The 18,289-nt window shown below is 59.9% G+C and carries 11 protein-coding genes; 4 read left to right on the forward strand and 7 right to left on the reverse strand.

Annotated elements, in window-relative coordinates; genetic code table 11:
* Position 1 precedes the first annotated feature (1 nt).
* Both treS and F8N44_RS04650 read right to left on the reverse strand, forming a co-directional pair.
* Positions 2-3,343, reverse strand: coding sequence for a maltose alpha-D-glucosyltransferase (gene treS / locus F8N44_RS04645; RefSeq protein WP_150649508.1), 3,342 nt, complete (start codon positions 3,341-3,343; stop codon positions 2-4).
* Positions 3,344-3,512: 169 nt separating this feature from the next.
* Positions 3,513-5,507: an alpha-1,4-glucan--maltose-1-phosphate maltosyltransferase gene (locus F8N44_RS04650; RefSeq protein ID WP_150649509.1), complete on the reverse strand. Its 1,995-nt coding sequence runs from the start codon at positions 5,505-5,507 to the stop codon at positions 3,513-3,515.
* A gap of 217 nt (positions 5,508-5,724) precedes the next feature.
* Between F8N44_RS04650 and F8N44_RS31255 the strand changes: the two genes are divergently transcribed.
* Entirely contained in the window at positions 5,725-5,883 is a 159-nt protein-coding gene (locus F8N44_RS31255) for a hypothetical protein (protein ID WP_007966757.1), read from the forward strand.
* 125 nt (positions 5,884-6,008) lie between these two features.
* Here F8N44_RS31255 and F8N44_RS04655 read toward each other — a convergent pair whose 3' ends face one another.
* On the reverse strand, positions 6,009-6,521 hold the full coding sequence (locus tag F8N44_RS04655; RefSeq protein WP_150649510.1) for an MgtC/SapB family protein: 513 nt from the start codon (positions 6,519-6,521) through the stop codon (positions 6,009-6,011).
* A gap of 123 nt (positions 6,522-6,644) precedes the next feature.
* On the opposite strand from F8N44_RS04655, the gene F8N44_RS04660 reads away from it, so the two are divergent.
* From F8N44_RS04660 to mapR, 3 genes are all read left to right on the forward strand, one after another.
* Positions 6,645-6,893: a DUF3203 family protein gene (locus F8N44_RS04660; protein ID WP_038368975.1), complete on the forward strand. Its 249-nt coding sequence runs from the start codon at positions 6,645-6,647 to the stop codon at positions 6,891-6,893.
* A gap of 195 nt (positions 6,894-7,088) precedes the next feature.
* Entirely contained in the window at positions 7,089-8,531 is a 1,443-nt protein-coding gene (gene ccoG / locus F8N44_RS04665; RefSeq protein WP_150649511.1) for a cytochrome c oxidase accessory protein CcoG, read from the forward strand.
* Positions 8,532-8,840: 309 nt separating this feature from the next.
* Entirely contained in the window at positions 8,841-10,250 is a 1,410-nt protein-coding gene (mapR, locus tag F8N44_RS04670) for a GntR family transcriptional regulator MpaR (RefSeq protein WP_007919188.1), read from the forward strand.
* Positions 10,251-10,384: 134 nt separating this feature from the next.
* Here the strand turns inward: mapR and F8N44_RS04675 are convergent, their stop codons facing one another.
* From F8N44_RS04675 to F8N44_RS04690, 4 genes are all read right to left on the reverse strand, one after another.
* On the reverse strand, positions 10,385-11,131 hold the full coding sequence (locus tag F8N44_RS04675) for an SDR family oxidoreductase (protein ID WP_095118727.1): 747 nt from the start codon (positions 11,129-11,131) through the stop codon (positions 10,385-10,387).
* Between the two features lie 191 nt (positions 11,132-11,322).
* The gene (locus F8N44_RS04680) at positions 11,323-13,404 is read right to left on the reverse strand and encodes a putative bifunctional diguanylate cyclase/phosphodiesterase (protein ID WP_150649512.1); all 2,082 of its coding nucleotides are present in this window, start codon (positions 13,402-13,404) and stop codon (positions 11,323-11,325) included.
* A gap of 290 nt (positions 13,405-13,694) precedes the next feature.
* A complete protein-coding gene (locus F8N44_RS04685; protein WP_150649513.1) occupies positions 13,695-15,164 on the reverse strand; it encodes an efflux transporter outer membrane subunit in 1,470 nt (489 codons plus the stop codon).
* On the reverse strand, positions 15,161-18,268 hold the full coding sequence (locus F8N44_RS04690) for an efflux RND transporter permease subunit (protein WP_150649514.1): 3,108 nt from the start codon (positions 18,266-18,268) through the stop codon (positions 15,161-15,163). Before F8N44_RS04690 ends, F8N44_RS04685 begins: the two co-directional genes overlap by 4 nt.
* Between the last annotated feature and the right edge of the window lie 21 nt (positions 18,269-18,289).

The raw sequence follows: 18,289 nt of genomic DNA on the forward strand, positions 1-18,289 counted from the left end.
ACTACTCTCCACCAAGATCGGAAAAGGGTTTAAGCCCCGTCAATAACCCATACAAACCGTGCAACGGCACGGGCAGCCACGTCGGGCGATTTTCGGCCTCATAGGCCACTTCATAGGCCGCCTTCTCCAGGCCGAACAGCGCAAGCGCGGCGTCGGCACCTTCAGGATCTTGCCAGGCATGCTCAAGACTAGCTGCCGCGCGGCGATATGCCTGAACAAATGCCTCTCGGGCCTCACGCAGATAACGCTCGGCGACCAGACGCCGCGCGGTTTCAGACTCAGCGCTGTGGTCAACGTTGTGCACGTTAATGGTCATTGCCGCCGCGTAATCGAACGAGCGCAGCACGCCGCTGACATCTTTGTACGGACTGTGCTTACCACGCCGCTCGCTCAATGGCCGCGCCGGTTCACCCTCGAAGTCGATCAGATAGGCATCGCCCTTGATCACCAGCACCTGGCCCAAGTGCAGATCGCCATGAACGCGAATGCGCAAACCGCCGACGGCTTTTTTCGCCAGATCCTGCACGTGCGCGAGAATGGTTTTCTTCTCGTCGACCAGCCTCTTCACCAGTTTCTGATCCGCTGCGCTGAGTTCGCCCTGATGCTGCTTGAGCAGTTTCAAAGCATGCTCGACCTGGGCCACGACATCCTTGCCCGTCGCCTGCATGTCCTTGGCCGTCGACACCTGCGGAGCGAAATCGGCATTGTCCGTAGGCGCGCCAAGCATTTGATGCATCTCGCCCAGACGTTGGCCGAGCATCCCGGCAAAATCCCTCAGCTCACCGAGGGCGTTGTAATGCTGTTCCTGTTCGGACATGGCATCGGCCAGTTCATCGCGCAGCGCCCGCTCGAGGTTGTTCTGCGTCCATTCCCAGGCGTCGCCCTGATTGCTCAGATAGCCTTGGGCGATCATCAGCAGATTGTCTTCGCCCTTGGCATCGCGGCGAATCACCGAGCCGAGCAGCGGAGAGATATTGGCAAATCCGGCCTCGGTCAGGTAAGCGCTCATCTCCAGTTCCGGGTGTACGCCAGAAGCGACTTTACGTATCAGCTTGAGCACCAGACTGTTGCCGATGACCACCGAGCTGTTCGATTGCTCGGCCGACAAATAGCGCACTTCCGACTCGGCCCCCAGGCCAAGTTTTTCCAGATGCGGCGTCGGCGCAAAGCGGATTTCGCCCTCGCTAGACTCCAGTACGGTGTTGTTCTGCATGCCTTGCAGCACCGCGCGAACAAACGCCTCAAGGCTGAACGCATCGGTAATCAAACCGACCTGTCGCACGCGCCTTACACGGGACAGAGCCAATTGCTGCGGCAACGCCGGGCCGACCTGATCCTCGGAAATGAAACCGAACGGCAGTTGATAGCGACTGGTCTGCCCAGCGCTGGTGACCTCGATTTCGCTGAGCAGCACCGGATGCTGCGCATCGCCAAATCGTACGCCGTACGCCAAATGCACCTTGTCGATGGCCGCGTCCTTGCCGGCGAACCAGCGCCGGTTCTGCAGCCAGCTCGGCAAAATGCTTTGCTCCAGCGTCGTGCGCGACGGCGCTTCGAGCAATTCTTCCATGCGTTTCTTCAACACCAGCGTGGTGAAGTCCGGCAGGCTCTGCGCCGGCTCCACGTGCCAGCTCGGCATCTGGTTTTCCGCCGCCAGGGCGAACCAGTAGAAACCGTACGGCGCCAGGGTCAGGAGGAAATTCAACTGACCGATCGGCGGGAAGGCATTACCGCCGAGCATCTCCACCGGCACCATGCCGACGTAGGCCGACAGGTCCAGTTCCACCGCTTGCGCACTGCGCGAGACGTTGGCCACGCAAAGAATGATTTCGTGTTTGCCGTCGACATCGGTGAATTCGCGGGTGTAGGCCAGCACGCGACGATTGTTCGGTGAAAGCATCTTCAAGGTGCCACGGCCGAAGGCCTTGGACTGCTTGCGCACAGCGAGAAGACGTCGGGTCCAGTTGAGCAGCGAATGCGGATCGCCAGACTGGGTTTCGACGTTAACCGACAGATAGCCGTATTGCGGATCCATGATCGGCGGCAGCACCAGACTCGCCGGGTCGGCGCGGGAGAAGCCGCCGTTGCGATCGATCGACCATTGCATCGGCGTACGCACACCGTCGCGGTCGCCGAGGTAGATATTGTCGCCCATGCCGATTTCATCGCCGTAATACAAGGTCGGCGTGCCGGGCATCGACAGCAGCAGACTGTTGAGCAATTCGATGCGGCGGCGATCACGTTCCATCAGTGGCGCCAGACGCCGACGAATGCCGAGATTGATCCGCGCACGGCGGTCAGCGGCGTAGTAATTCCACAGATAGTCACGTTCTTTGTCGGTGACCATCTCCAGCGTCAGTTCATCGTGGTTGCGCAGGAAGATCGCCCACTGGCAGTTGGCAGGAATTTCCGGGGTCTGACGCAGAATATCGGTAATCGGGAAACGATCTTCCTGGGCCAGCGCCATGTACATGCGCGGCATCAGCGGGAAGTGAAACGCCATGTGGCACTCGTCACCGTTGAGGCCTGCAGCATCGGTATCGCCGAAGTACAGCTGGGTGTCTTCCGGCCATTGGTTGGCCTCGGCAAGCAGCATGCGGTCGGGGTAATTGGCGTCGATCTCGGCGCGAATCTGCTTGAGAACGTCGTGGGTCTCCGGCAGGTTTTCGTTGTTGGTGCCATCACGCTCGATCAGGTAAGGAATAGCGTCGAGACGCAGGCCGTCGATGCCCATGTCCAGCCAGTAACGCATCACCGAGAGCACGGCTTTCATCACTTGCGGGTTGTCAAAATTCAGGTCCGGCTGGTGCGAATAGAAACGGTGCCAGAAGTATTGGCCGGCGACCGGGTCCCAGGTCCAGTTGGACTTTTCCGTATCGAGGAAAATGATTCGGGTGCCGTCGTACTTCTGATCGTCATCCGACCACACGTAGAAATCCCGCGCCGCTGACCCCGGTTTGGCCTTGCGCGCGCGCTGGAACCACGGGTGTTGATCGGAGGTGTGGTTGATGACCAGTTCGGTGATCACCCGCAAACCGCGTTTGTGCGCTTCGGCGATGAAGCGCTTGGCGTCGGCCATGGTCCCGTAATCGCTGTGCACGCCACGGTATTCGGCGATGTCGTAGCCGTCATCGCGGCGTGGTGAGGGGTAGAACGGCAATAGCCAGATGGTGTTGACGCCGAGGTCGGCGATGTAATCGAGTTTGGCGATCAGGCCGGGAAAGTCGCCGATCCCGTCATTGTTGGAGTCGAAAAACGATTTGACGTGAACTTGATAGATCACCGCATCCTTGTACCAGAGCGGGTCTTTGATAAAGGTGGCTGCCTTGGGTTTCTTCGCCATGTGAAACTCCTGTTCAATTCTAGAAAAGCCGCGAGCCGATCACCTGACTCCAACTCAATGAGCAACCTGTGGGAGCGAGCCTGCTCGCGAATGCGGATCAACATTCAGCAAAAATGTCGCCTGCAAAATTGCTTTCGCGAGCAGGCTCGCTCCCACAGGGGATCTGTGTTCAGGCAGTGATTCGCCAGATGCCGAACGGCTGGTACGCCGGGTCCAGGCGCATGAACTGGTATTTGCCGTGCCAGTCCCAACGATGCCCGTTCATCAAGTCTTCGCCGTGTGTCGTTGCGTCATCCGGCAGGCCCATTTCCCACAATGGCAGTTCGAAATTCGCCTCCTGCACGTTGTGCGGATCGAGGCTGACCGCCACCAGGATGAAATTGCTGCCGTCAAAACTGCGTTTGCCGAAGTACAAAATGTTGTCGTTCCAGGCGTTGTAGACCTTCAGGCCCAGGTGCGTGTGCAACGCCGGGTTCTGCCGACGAATGCGGTTGAGCTGGGCAATCTCGGCAATGATGTTGCCGGGCGCTGTGAAATCGCGGACGCGGATCTCGTATTTCTCTGAGTCGAGGTATTCCTCCTTGCCCGGCACAGGTGCCGTCTCGCACAGTTCAAAACCGGAATACATGCCCCACAGCCCCGAGCCCATGGTCGCCAGCGCCGCGCGAATCAAGAAGCCGGGGCGACCTGACTCGTGCAGAAACGCCGGGTTGATGTCCGGGGTATTCACAAAGAAATTCGGCCGATAGCACTCGCGCCATGGCGATTCATTGAGTTCAGTGAAATACGCCGCCAACTCAGCCTTGCTGTTGCGCCAGGTGAAATAGGTGTAGCTCTGCGTGTACCCGACCTTGCCCAGCCGCGCCATCATTGCCGGCGTGGTGAAGGCCTCGGCGAGGAAGATCACTTCCGGGTACAGCGCCCGCACATCAGCGATCAGCCATTGCCAGAACGGCAGTGGTTTGGTGTGCGGATTGTCGACGCGGAAGATCTTCACGCCCTCCTCGACCCAGCCGATGACGATGTCGCGCAACTCGACCCACAGACTCGGAATCGCCTCCGGCGCATAGAAGTCGACGTTGACGATGTCCTGATATTTCTTCGGTGGGTTTTCGGCGTACTTGATCGTGCCGTCCGGGCGCCAGTTGAACCAGCCCGGATGCTGTTTGAGCCACGGGTGATCCTGGGAACACTGAATAGCAAAATCTAGAGCGATTTCCAGGCCGTGATCGGCAGCAGCAGCGACCAATCGACGGAAGTCCTCGCGGGTGCCGAGCTGCGAGTGAATCGCCTCGTGCCCGCCCTCTTCGCTGCCGATGGCGTATGGGCTGCCGGGATCATCCGGGCCGGCGGTCAGGGAATTATTGCGGCCCTTGCGATGGGCGCGACCGATCGGGTGGATCGGCGTGAAGTACAGCACGTCGAAGCCCATGTCCTGAATCATCGGCAGACGCGAGTGCACGTCGTTAAAGGTGCCGTGGCGGTGGGGATCGTCGGTGATCGAACGTGGAAACAGCTCATACCAACTGGCGAATTCGGCCAGCTCACGCTCGACGTCCATGGGGAATTCGGCGCTGACGCTCAAGTAAGCCCGGTGATCGGCCTCGGCCATCAGTTGCGCACTGCGCGAGTGCAGAAACAGCGCAACTTGCTCGGTTTCGAGCAGCCCGGAGAGCTCATGGTGCAATGCGGCGAGCTGTTCGCTGAGTTGGCCTTCGCTGCGTTCAGCGGCCTGTTGCACCATCGTTCGGCCTTCCTGCAACTCCAGCGAGACCGGGACGGCAGCGTTGTGCTTCTTCTCCAGTTCATACTGGAAACTGGCGAATTGATCGATCCACGCTTCGATGCAATACAGGTAGCGCCCCTGATGTTCAGGGCGGAACTGGCCTTGCCAGCCGTTGTTGCCCTGATCGGCCATGACTTCGCTTTGCCAGGTCTCCTCGCCCTCCTCGCGCCAGCGGATGCGCACGGCGAGTTTGTCGTGACCGTCGGCGAACACTTTGCTGGTGACCACCACTTCGCGGCCGGCAATCGACTTCACGGCGAACTGCCCGCCATCAAGCGTCGGCATGGTGTTTTCGATGACAATGCGCGGCAGCAGTAGTGCCTGCGACAGTGGCATGTGCGGGTTGTAGCTGAGTTCTGAGGGTCTTTCAGCAGTCATTGAGCATCTCTCCTTAACGCCCCAAGGACGCTCTTGTGCCGGATCAGTGTTCACAACGAAGCACCTGCCCCGAAATGAACTCACTTAGGTTCCGAGCGACCGGCGCCGGGAAAAGTTCAGATGAAATTACCGTGTCAGAAAAGCGGATCGAATTGCATGCAGGGTGGTCAATCCACTTAAGCACTTCTCACGCCATGTGCCACACGGAGGTCATCAGATGAACATCCCGATTCCGGCCGAAACGCCTGATCCGAATATCGACAAACCCACCCTGCCCGAGACCGAGCCGCAACCGGTTCCGGAGCAGGAACCACCTGGCACCACACCGCCGCCGAAAGAAGAACCACCAACGACCATGCCCCCAGTCATCGTCTAACTGATCGTTCCAACGCTCCGCGTGGGAATGCAGCCCGGGACGCTCCGCGTCCCAAAGCGGACGCGGAGCGTCCATTGAGGCATTCCCACGCAGAGTGTGGGAACGATCAACGTGGCAACGATCAGTCAGTGATCATCAGTCTTCTCCTCGTCCTTTTCGAAGAGCTTCACGATGCGCGGCATCACGCTGAAAATCCCCAGCGCCAGCAAGGTACTGAGCAGCGCCGTTGCCTCCCTGCCCAACCCCGCCGCAACACCAATGGCCGCCGTCATCCACAGCCCGGCAGCCGTGGTCAGGCCTTTGACGTGACCTTCATCGCCTTCCTTGTTTTTCAGGATAGTGCCGGCACCCAGAAAGCCGATCCCGGCGATCACCCCTTGCACCACGCGGCTCATCGCATCCGACTCTGCCCCCGACGTCTGCGGCACCAGCACAAACAGCGCCGCGCCGAGCGCCACCAACATATGCGTGCGCACCCCGGCAGCCTTGCCTTTGTGCTCACGTTCGAACCCGAGAATGCCGCCCAGAATCGCCGCCATCAGCAGACGCACGGTAATGCGCGTCAGTTGCGAAGCATCGCCAACGTCGGCGAACTCTGCTTGCAGGGTTTCCCACACTTCATGCCACCACGCGTTCATCCGGCAGTCCTTTTCAAGGGTCTATAAAGGATGGACAGCAGCGACCATTAATCAGTTGCGCAGAACGATCAGCGAACCGCGCGCCCTAACCTTGCAGACCCCCCTGAAAAAAGGACTGCCCTCATGCCCCTTCGAGTCGATGAATCCAATCCCGAACAAAAAGTGTGTTTTTTCACCGTTGAGCATGGCGAGGAAATTCGCATTTGCGACACCTTGGAAGTCATGACGGATAGCGAAAAATCCATGTCGTTTGTGGAAATAGAAGGCCGGCGCGTTTACATCACCGAGGCAGAGGCTGACGCCTTGACCGTCGCCGGCGCCAAGGACGGACGCAAACACCTGAAAGCTGACGAGAGTGATTCGGTGATTTGACTGACCTTGATCAACACCCCGCGCAAACGTCTGCGATAGGCGTTTGCGCCTTTGTCTGCGGGCTGCTTCAAGTTGTCGCAGACTCAGCGCAAAATCGCATCTGATCCGCTTTTTATTGAAATACCTGAGTCTGTTATGCAAACAGATCGACGCTCATAGTGCTCTGGCCTGATGGAGGCTGATGAGCGAATAACCATGAGCGAACAAATCCCCGTCCGAACCGTAGAAGCATCCCCGACTATTGCTCCTCATATAAAGAAGGTGCCCGCACGCCCAATGAAGGCGACGGCCAAGTCCAGCGACAACCAGATCCACACCCGCAGCTTCACCGGCCTGTTCCGCACCCTGCGCATGAGCGGCGCGGGAGTTCTGTTCGTGCTTTTTTTCGGCACCGTGTGGTTGAACTGGGGCGGACGTCAGGCAGTGCTCTGGGATCTCTCCGAAAGCAAATTCCACATCTTCGGCGCGACGTTCTGGCCACAGGATTTCATTCTGCTTTCGGCGTTGCTGATCATCGCCGCGTTCGGCCTGTTCGCCATCACCGTGTTCGCCGGTCGGGTCTGGTGCGGCTACACCTGCCCGCAGAGTTCGTGGACATGGATCTTCATGTGGTGCGAGAAGATCACTGAAGGCGAGCGCAACCAGCGGATCAAACTGCAAGCCGCGCCGTGGAGCCTGAACAAACTGGCGCGGCGCGCCGCCAAACACACCTTGTGGCTGGCGATCAGCGTGCTCACTGGCCTGACCTTCGTTGGTTACTTCACGCCAATCCGGCCACTGGCCGAAGAATTGCTGACCCTGCAAATCGGCGGCGTCAGCCTGTTCTGGGTGCTGTTCTTCACTGCCGCCACCTACATCAACGCCGGTTGGCTGCGCGAAGCGGTGTGCATGCACATGTGCCCGTATGCGCGGTTCCAGAGCGTGATGTTCGACAAGGACACCCTGGCGATTTCCTATGACGTCGCCCGTGGCGAAAACCGTGGCCCGCGTAAACGCGACGTGAAACCCGTTGAAGCCGGCCTGGGTGATTGCATCGACTGCCAATTGTGCGTGCAGGTTTGCCCGACCGGCATCGACATTCGCGACGGCTTGCAGATGGAATGCATCGGTTGCGCCGCGTGTATCGACGCCTGCGACTCGATCATGGACAAAATGAACTACCCGCGCGGTTTGATCCGCTACAGTTCCGAGCGCGAATTGCAGGGTGGCAAGACCCATCTGCTGCGTCCGCGTTTGATCGGTTACACCGTGGTGCTGGTGGCGATGATCGGCGCATTGGCATTGGCGTTGGTCGAGCGGCCGATGGTCTCGCTGGACGTGACCAAGGATCGCGGCTTGTTCCGCGAGAACGGTCAGGGCCAGATCGAAAACATCTACACACTGAAAGTCATCAACAAGACCCAGCAGCGCCAGGATTACAACCTGACACTGGTGGAGGGCGATGGCTTCCAGCTGCAAGGCAAGACCGAGCTGAGCCTGGCGCCGGGGGAGATTGTCGATGTGCCGGTGTCGGTGGCGATGACCACGGAACGCCCGACCAGCAGCTCGCAGACCTTGAGCTTCAAGATTGCCGACAGCGATGAGCCTGAGATTTACAGCGTGGCGAAGAGCAGGTTTGTGGCGCCGATGAATCGTTGATCCCTTAGAATCCGCTCCCTCACCCCAGCCCTCTCCCAGGGGGAGAGGGGGCCGACCGAGGTGTCTGTCGCTATACATCGACCTGAGAGACCGAGTCGATTATGGATTCAGCAAAGCACTTTCAAGCCGAATCGATTATGGATTCAGCAAAACACTTTCAGGCTGAGTCGATTGTAGATTCAGCAAAGCACTTTCAGGTCGGTGTAGTTCACAAGCATCCCCCAATCAGTCCCCTCTCCCTCTGGGAGAGGGCTAGGGTGAGGGCCTCCTCCCTGACACACCTCAATAACACCAGCACCAAGGTACTCGATGAAACGCTACGAAAAATTCGCCGACGACATCGCTGAACTGATCCGCTCCGGCGTCCTTGGCCCCGGCCAGCGCGTGCCTTCGGTGCGCTACGCCAGCCAGACCTACGGTGTCAGCCCGTCCACGGTGTTCCAGGCCTATTACCTGCTTGAACGCCGTGGCCTGATCCGCGCACGCCCGCGCTCCGGCTACTTTGTCAACACCCACGCGCCGAGCCCGTTCTCCGAGCCGGTGATCAGCAGCCACGTCAACGACTCCACCGAAGTCGACGTCAGCGAACTGGTGTTCTCGGTCCTCGATTCGATCAAGGACCCGAGCACCGTCCCCTTCGGCTCAGCGTTCCCCAGCCCGACGCTGTTCCCGCTGCAACGCCTGTCACGCTCGCTGGCCAGTGCCGCGCGCGAGATGGACCCGCGCATGGTCGTCACCGACATGTCGCCGGGCAATCCACAACTGCGCCGGCAAATCGCTCTGCGCTACATGGTCGGCGGCCTGATGCTGCCGATGGAAGAACTGCTGATCACCAACGGCGCCCTCGAAGCGCTGAACCTGTGCCTGCAAGCCGTGACCGAACCCGGTGACCTGGTGGCCATCGAAGCCCCGGCGTTCTACGCCAGCCTGCAAGTACTGGAACGGCTGAAACTCAAAGCCGTGGAAATTCCCGTGCACCCGCGCGATGGCATCGACCTCGGCGTGCTCGCGCAAACCCTGGAACGCCACCCGATCAAGGCCTGCTGGTGCATGACCAGTTTCCAGAACCCGATGGGCGCGACCATGCCCGAAGCGAAGAAACAGGAATTGGTCGAACTGCTGCGCCGCCATCAGGTGCCGCTGATCGAAGACGACGTCTACGCCGAACTCTATTACGGCCAGCAGGCACCGAAACCGGCCAAGGCCTTCGACACCGAAGGCCTGGTGATGCACTGCGGCTCGTTCGCCAAGAGCCTGGCCCCCGGCTACCGCATCGGCTGGGTCGCCGCCGGGCGTTACGCGCAGAAAATCGAACGACTGAAACTGATGACGTCGCTGTGTGCCTCGATGCCGGCGCAAGCGGCGATCGCCGACTATCTGCAACACGGCGGCTACGACCGGCATTTGCGCAAACTGCGTTATGCGCTGGAAGAACAGCAAAGCGCGATGCTTGCGGCGATCGCCCGCTACTTCCCGGCGCAGACGCGGGTCAGCCAACCGGCGGGCGGTTACTTCTTGTGGCTGGAATTGCCGCCGCAGATGGATTCGTTGAAGTTGTTCCAGATGGCACTGGCGCAAGGTATCAGCATCGCGCCGGGGCCGATTTTCTCGCCGACGCAGCGGTTCAGGAATTGTATTCGTCTGAACTATGGCAGTCCTTGGACTGAGGATTCGGAGAAGGCGATGGAGACGTTGGGGCGGATTGTGCGGTCGTTCTGACAGATAGATGGTGTTTATTTTGGCCTCTTCGCGAGCAAGCTCGCTCCCACATGGGTTCTGTGCCATTCACACATCCAATGTGGGAGCGAGCTTGCTCGCGAAGGGGGCGGTGCTATCGAAACAAATCCAGGCGATTAACGCCCACCCCCCAAATCAACAAACGTCCCCGTCGCATACGACGCCTTGTCTGACAACAACCAGACAATCGCCTCCGCCACCTCATCCGGCCGCCCGCCGCGGGCCATCGGAATCGCCGACTCGAGCTTGCTGACTCGATCCGGATCGCCACTCAAGGCATGGAAATCGGTATAGATGTAACCCGGGCGCACCGCGTTGACCCGAATCCCTTCACCCGCCACTTCCTTGGACAAACCGATGGTGAAGGTGTCGAGCGCACCTTTGGACGCGGCGTAATCGACGTATTCGTTCGGCGAGCCGAGACGCGAAGCCACCGATGACACATTGACGATACTGCCGCCCTGCCCGCCGTGCTTGGGCGACATGCGCAGGATCGCGTGCTTGGCGCAGAGGATCGGCGCCAGGACATTGGTTTTCATGATCTTGAGGATACGGAATTCGGACATTTCGTCGACTCGCGACTTTTGTCCGACGGTGCCAGCATTGTTCACCAAGGCGGTGACCCGGCCCAACTCGGTGTCGACCCGCTGGAACAGCGCGATCACTTCGTCTTCAATACTGACATCGGCGCGCACGGCGATGGCCTGTGCACCCAAGGCACGGACTTGTTCCAGCACGCTTTGCGCGGCCTGTTCATCCGACTGATAGTTGATGCAGATCCGATAGCCTTGCTCGGCAGCCAACAGCGCCGTAGCGGCGCCAATCCCGCGCCCGCCACCGGTGATCACAATGACTTTATCCATGCTGGCCTTTCTCCCCCAATGCACACGTAACAGTCGGGGGGAAGAATAACCGCCATTGGCGGGTTTTGCATGAGGTCTGTTGCGTCTGCCCCGACGCCTTCGCGAGCAGGCTCGCTCCCACACTGGATTTGTGCTCCACGCCGCCCCCCTGTGGGAGCGAGCCTGCTCGCGAAGAACGATAACGCGGTCGATCAGACCACCGCTAACTGCTCACCCCGCGCAATATCCTGCATGAATTTTTCCGCCGGCATCGGATGCCCCAGCAGATACCCCTGCAGCGAATCACACCCCAACTGCGTCAAGAACGCCTGCTGCACCCCGGTTTCAACACCTTCAGCGACAATGCGCAAACCGAGCGCCTGCCCCAGCGCAACAATCGCCGAAACAATCGCCGCATCGTCACTGTCATGTTCCAGATCGCGCACAAACCCACGATCAATCTTCAGCTCGTTGGCCGGCAAGCGCTTGAGATACATCAGGCTGGAATAGCCGGTGCCGAAGTCATCGATCGACAGATCGACGCCCATGTCCGACAACTCCTGCAGTACCGTCATGCTGGCATCGGCATCGCTCATCGCCGTGGTCTCGGTGATTTCCAGGGTCAGGCTGTTAGCCGGCAAGTGGTGGGTGGCCAGCGCCTTGGCCACGCTGCGTACCAGCCCTGCGTGGCAAAACTGCAACGCCGACAGGTTCACCGCGATGCGCCAATCGGTGTAACCGAGCACATACCACTCGCGCATCTGCCGGCAGGCTTCGTTGAGCACCCATTCACCGATCGGAATGATCAGACCGGTTTTCTCGGCCAGTTCGATGAACTTGTCCGGCATCAGCATGCCGTGGGTCGGATGCTGCCAACGCAACAGCGCTTCAGCGCCGACCGGACGGCCGTTGGCGGCGTCGAACTTGGGTTGGTAATGCAAGCTGAACTGGCTGTGCTCAAGTGCCGCGCGCAGATCCTGCAACAACTGCAACTGCTTGCGTGCGTTGTTGTTCATCGACGCATCGAAAAAGCTGTAGCCGTTTTTGCCGCCGCCCTTGGCGTGGTACATCGCTGCGTCGGCGTTCATCAGCAGTTCCTGCGCGTTCTGGCCATTGCCCGGATACAGGGCGATGCCGACGCTGGCGGAGATCTGCAAGTCATGCTCGGCGACGCGGAACGATTGCGCGATCAAGCCGACCTGACGGGCCGCCAGCCCCAGCGCGTCGTTCGGCTCAGTCAGACGCACCAGCAGGACGAACTCATCGCCGCCGATCCGCGCGAGGGTGTCGAGGCTACGCAAGTCTTCACGCAGACGCACGCCGACTTCGCGCAGCAACTGATCGCCCATGTGATGACCAAACGCATCGTTAACCGGTTTGAAGCCGTCCAGATCGATGAACATCAAGGCAAAACAGCCGCCCTGCTCTTCGACCTTTTTCATCGCCTGATTAATGCGATCGTCCAGCAGCATACGGTTGGGCAGCCCGGTCAGGGTGTCGTGCAGGGCCAGTTGGGTGAGTTCGCGGTTAGCCACGGTCAACGAGTGCGCGAGATCAGCCGTACGCGCTTCGAGGCGCGCGTCGAGAATCGAGGTCAGCAAGGCAATCGACAGCACCGCCAACGTGGTAATCAACACCAGGCTGTCGAGGCCATTGCCTTTCAAACCATTGACGGTGGCGCCACAGAAACTGCCATCAGGGAATTGCGCAGCAGCCATGCCGGTGTAATGCATGCCGACAATCGCGATGCCCATGATGATCGCCGCGCCGCCGCGAATCAGCCGCACATAGGGGGAATGCTGACGCAAGCGAAAGGCGATCCACAGCGCCGCCGCCGACGCACCAACGGCGATCAGCAACGAGGCGCCAAACAGCGTCAGGTCGTAATCAATGCCGGGCGTCATGCGCATCGCCGCCATGCCGGTGTAATGCATGGCGCTGATCCCGCTGCCCATGATCAACGCACCAAACGCCAGTTGCAGCATTGGCAGTTTCGGCTGGCTGACCAGCCACAGGGCGAACCCGCAGGACAACACGGCGATCAGCAGCGACAGTACGGTCAGGCTTATGTCATAGCCGAGATCGATCGGCAGTTTGAAGGCGAGCATGCCAATGAAATGCATCGACCAGACGCCGATGCCCATGGCGAACGCTCCCCCCGCCGTCCAGAAATGCACCGCACGGCCCTTGGCGGTGGCGATGCGACCGGTGAGGTCGAGCGCGGTGTAGGAAGCGAGAATCGCCACGCACAACGAAATGAAAACCAGGGTGGAGGAATAACTACCGATGAGCATGGGATTTCTCGTGGCCACCCAACGCGGATTGCGTCCATTCTCGGTCGGGCAAATGCGGCGATTGTACTGATTGCGCAGAAGAACGCACTGATAAAGTAAGCAATTGGCCATCAAGCCGATGAAACGCTTGTTCGATCGTCCGACAAGGCTCTGGCGCGGCGTTCACAGCTTTGCTCAAAACTGAAACACATACCTGTAGGAGCTGCCGGAGGCTGCGATCTTTTGATCTTGTCGTTAACAGCAAAATCAAAAGATCGCAGCCTCCGGCAGCTCCTACAAGGGGCATGGAATCAGTTGGAGTTGCTCACGTCCAGTTGCCCATCCCAACCGCCGCCCAGCGCGGCAATCAATTGCACGCTGGCAATCAAGCGGCTTTGCAGAATGTTCAGCACGCTGCGCTCGTTGCTCAACGCCGTGGCTTGCACCACCACCACATCGATGTAAGCAATCAGCCCGGCCTTGTACTGGTTTTCCGTCAGGCGCAGTGAGTCGCGGGCCGCATCGAGCGCTTCCTGGCGCACCGCCGCTTCGTCTTCATACACCTTGAGCTGCACCAGATAGTTTTCCACCTCGCGGAAACCGTCGAGCACGGTCTGGCGGTACTTGGCCACGGTTTGGTCGTACACCGCTTCAGTGCGGTCAACTTCTGCCGAACGAATGCCACCGTCGAACAGCGGCAGCGCCAGTTTCGGCCCCACCGACCAGAAGCGGTTAGGCAGGCTGATCAGGTTCTGCGAGGTACTGCTGCTGTAGCCGCCGCTCAGACTCAAGCTAAGATCCGGGTAATACGCGGCTTTGGCCACGCCGATGTTGGCGTTGGCGGCAATCACCGAGCGCTCGGCCGAAGCAATATCCGGGCGACGCTCCAGCAACTGCGAGGGCAGGCTCAATGGCACCTGCGGCAGCTTCGGAATGGTCTGCACTTCAGCAATGTTGAAATCCGCCGGCGCTTGACCGGTGAGCACCGCAATCGCATTTTCAAACTGCGCACGCTGCCAAATCAGGTCGACCAGATCGGCCTGGGTGCTTTTCAGTTGCGTCTGCGCCTGGGCCACCGCATCCCGCCCGGAAACGCCCGCGCGGTATTGGTTCTGGGTCATTTTCAGCGAGCGTTCGTAAGCGGCAACCGTGGCTTCGAGCAAACGTTTTTGCTGATCGATCACGCGCAATTGCAGGTAGTTCTGCACCAGCTCCGACTGCTGACTCAGGCGCATCGCCGCCAGATCGGCAAAGCTGGCCTGGGCGCTGGCCTCGTCAGCCTCAAGCCCACGGCGCAACTTGCCCCACACATCGGCTTCCCAACTGACGCCCAGCTCAGCGTTGTAGGTGTCGCGGATGCCGCTGGAGGAACTGCTCAGACTCGAACTGCTGCTGCCAGTGCCTTGGCTGGAGCGGGTTTTACCCAAGCTCAGATCGACACTCGGGTAAAACGCCCCGCGAGCGCTGCGCACCAAAGCCTGCGCTTGCCGGTACTGAGCTTCCGACTGCGCGACGGTCTGGTTGGCATTGTTCAGGCGTTCGATCAAGCCGTTGAGCTGCTGATCGCCGTACAACTCCCACCACGCACCCCGGGCCAGCGAATCGCTCGGGTTGGCCTGGGTCCAGCCCTCGGCTTCCTTGTACTGGGCAATTTCAGCGGTCTGCGGACGCTGATAGTCCGGGCCGACAGCGCAAGCACTGAGCATCGCCACGCACAGCGACAGGCTCAGCAGACGCAAGCCGCGAACAGTGGCCAGATTGAAAAGCGAACGGTCAGTCATAGCGGAGTTTCCAGAGCGGCATCAGTGCGCACGCCACGCCATTTGTTGAAACGATGGCGCAGCTTGTCGAGATAGAGGTAAACCACAGGTGTGGTGTAAAGCGTCAGCACCTGGCTGAAAATCAGCCCACCGATGATGGTCAGGCCCAACGGCTGGCGCATTTCCGCGCCTTCGGCCCGGCTGAGCAGCAACGGCAAGGCACCGAGAATCGCAGCCAGCGTGGTCATCAGAATCGGCCGCAGACGTTGCAGACAGGCACTGCGAATCGACTCCAACGGCGACAGGCCCTGATGACGCTCCAGTTGCAGCGCAAGGTCGATCATCAGAATGGCGTTTTTCTTCACCACGCCGATCAGCAGGAACAGCCCGAGCAACGAGATCAGGCTGAACTCGCCGCCCAGCGCATAGATCGACAGCAACGCGCCGACCCCGGCCGACGGCAGGGTCGACAGAATCGTCAGCGGATGAATGTAGCTTTCATACAGCACGCCCAATACCAGATACACCGCCAGCAGCGCACCCAGAATCATGAACGGCTGGCTCTTTTGCGTCGCGGCAAAAGCGTCGGCCGTGCCAGCCATTTTCGCGATGACATCTTCCGGCAGGCCAACCTTGGCAATCGCCCGCTCGATGGCAGCACTGCCCTGCTCCACCGTCACGCCTTCGGCCATGTCGAAGGAAATGTCTTCGGAGGCAAACTGGCCTTCGTGGCTGACGCGGTCGTCCTCCAGGCTGTTTTCGTAATGAGCGAAAGTCGACAGCGGCACCCGCGCACCGTCAGCGGTGATCACCTGCACTTGCTTGAGCGTCACCGGGTCCTGGGCGTATTTCGGATTGACCTCCATCACCACCTGATACTGGTTGAGGCTGTCGTAGATCGTCGAAATCTGCCGCTGGCTGTAGGCGTTGTTCAATACTGAAGTCACCATGTCCATGTCGACACCGAGGCGTTTGGCCTGATCGCGATCGACAATCAGCGTCACCTGCTGGGCACCCTTGCCTTCGCGCGCATCGATCGCGGTCAGCTCAGGCAACGCCCTTAACGCGGCAACCACTTTTGGATACCACTTGCGTAACTCGCCCAGATCGCCACTTTGCAGGATGTAGCTGTACTGCGATGTGGTCTGCTCGCGGCCGCCGCCGAATTGCAGATCCTGATCGGCCATCAGCATCAATTGTGCACCGGGGACCTTGGGCATTTCCTTGCGCAGGCGTTCGATGACTTTCTGCGCATTGAGCTGGCGTTCCTTGATCGGCTTCAGACGTACCAGCATGAAGGCGTTGTTGGTGCCGTTGCTGCCACCGATGAACCCGGCGACACTTTCCACTGCTTCGTCCTTGAGCACGGCACGGCGGAAGATTTCCATTTTCGGCTGCATCACGCTGAACGACAGACCGTCGTCACCGCGCACGAAACCGATCAACTGGCCAGTGTCCTGCTGCGGCATGAAGGTTTTCGGCACCACCACGTACAGCGCGACGTTCACGCCAACGGTGATCAGCAGACTGAGCAAGGTCAGACGACGATGGCGCAACACCCAGTCGAGGCTGCTGGCGTATTTGCCAACCATCCAGTCGTTGGTGCGGCGGCTCCAGCGTTGCAGACGGTTCTCCTGCCCCGGCGTGTGCGGCTTCAGCCAGCGGGCGCAGAGCATCGGCGTCAGCGTCAGGGAAACCACCAGCGAGACGACAATGGCCGCCGCCAGGGTGATGGAAAACTCGCGGAACAGGCTTTCGACAATCCCGCCCATGAACAGGATCGACAGGAATACCGCCACCAGCGAAACGTTCATCGACAGCAAGGTAAAACCGACTTCCTTGGCCCCGAGGTACGCGGCCTGCATCGGTTTGACGCCTTCGTCGATGTGCCGGGAAATGTTCTCCAGCACTACGATGGCGTCGTCCACCACCAGCCCGGTGGCCAGGATCAGCGCCATCAGCGACAGGTTGTTCAGCGAGAAGCCATAGAGGTACATCACCGCAAAGGTGCCGACCAGCGACACCGGCACGGCCAGTGTCGGAATCAGCGAGGCGCGGAAGTTTCCAAGGAACAGGAACACCACCAGAATCACCAGGGCCACGGCAATCAGCAAGGTCATCTCGGCTTCATGCAGGGTGGCTTTGATCACCGGCGAACGGTCCATGGCCAGATTCAATTTCACGCTGGCCGGTAACACCGCTTGCAGGGCCGGCAACTGCGCTTTGATCTCGTTGACCGTCTCGATGATGTTGGCGCCGGCCTGGCGGTTGATCACCAGCAGCACGGCCGCGTCATCGTTGAAGAAACCGCTGTTGTAGCGGTCTTCGACACCGTCGCTGACCTTGGCCACGTCCTTGAGGCGCAACGCCGCGCCGTCGGCATAGTGGATGATCAGTGATTCGTAATCCTTGGCTTTTTCCAGCTGGTCATTGGCCTGAATCTGCCACAAGCGCTGACCATCCTCGACCGAACCCTTGGGCCGGCGCACGTTGGCATCGGCGATGGTCTTGCGTACATCGTCGAGCGCCACGCCGTACTGGTTCAGGGCCTGCGGTTCGAGCTCGATGCGCACCGCCGGCAGCGAACTGCCGCCGATCTGCACTTCGCCAACGCCCTGCACCTGGGACAGGCTCTGGGACAGAATGGTCGAGGCCAAATCGTAGAGCTGGCCTTTTTCCAGCACATCGGAGGTCAGCGACAGCACCATGATCGGCGCCTGTGACGGGTTGACCTTCTTGTAGGTCGGCATGCTGCGCATGCCACTCGGCAGCAGGTTGCGCGAAGCGTTGATTGCTGCCTGTACTTCCCGCGCGGCACCGTTGATGTCGCGGTCGAGGTCAAATTGCAGAATGACCCGGGTCGAACCCTGACTGGAGCGGCTGCTCATGGTGTTGACGCCGGCGATCGCGCCGAACGAGCGCTCCAGCGGCGTCGCCACGGTGGACGCCATGACCTCCGGACTGGCACCGGGCAGGCTCGCCTGCACGACGATCACCGGGAAGTCCATCTGCGGTAGCGGCGCTACAGGCAGCAGGCCGAAACTCACACCACCCAGTAGCATGATCGCCAGGCTCAACAGCATCGTCGCTACCGGGCGCTTGATGAAAGGACCGGAGAGGTTCATTGACCGCCGTTCCCTGCATCA

It is taken from the genome of Pseudomonas fluorescens, assembly GCF_902497745.1.
GTDB lineage: Bacteria > Pseudomonadota > Gammaproteobacteria > Pseudomonadales > Pseudomonadaceae > Aquipseudomonas > Aquipseudomonas fluorescens_BM.

Coding starts and splice junctions, on each gene's coding strand:
- F8N44_RS04675 (WP_095118727.1), bottom strand. CDS start 11,131: ATGGATAAAGTCATTGTGATCACCGGTGGCGGGCGCGGGATTGGCGCC.
- mapR (WP_007919188.1), top strand. CDS start 8,841: ATGAAACGCTACGAAAAATTCGCCGACGACATCGCTGAACTGATCCGC.
- F8N44_RS31255 (WP_007966757.1), top strand. CDS start 5,725: ATGAACATCCCGATTCCGGCCGAAACGCCTGATCCGAATATCGACAAA.
- ccoG (WP_150649511.1), top strand. CDS start 7,089: ATGAGCGAACAAATCCCCGTCCGAACCGTAGAAGCATCCCCGACTATT.
- F8N44_RS04655 (WP_150649510.1), bottom strand. CDS start 6,521: ATGAACGCGTGGTGGCATGAAGTGTGGGAAACCCTGCAAGCAGAGTTC.
- F8N44_RS04660 (WP_038368975.1), top strand. CDS start 6,645: ATGCCCCTTCGAGTCGATGAATCCAATCCCGAACAAAAAGTGTGTTTT.
- F8N44_RS04680 (WP_150649512.1), bottom strand. CDS start 13,404: ATGCTCATCGGTAGTTATTCCTCCACCCTGGTTTTCATTTCGTTGTGC.
- F8N44_RS04690 (WP_150649514.1), bottom strand. CDS start 18,268: ATGAACCTCTCCGGTCCTTTCATCAAGCGCCCGGTAGCGACGATGCTG.
- F8N44_RS04650 (WP_150649509.1), bottom strand. CDS start 5,507: ATGACTGCTGAAAGACCCTCAGAACTCAGCTACAACCCGCACATGCCA.
- F8N44_RS04685 (WP_150649513.1), bottom strand. CDS start 15,164: ATGACTGACCGTTCGCTTTTCAATCTGGCCACTGTTCGCGGCTTGCGT.
- treS (WP_150649508.1), bottom strand. CDS start 3,343: ATGGCGAAGAAACCCAAGGCAGCCACCTTTATCAAAGACCCGCTCTGG.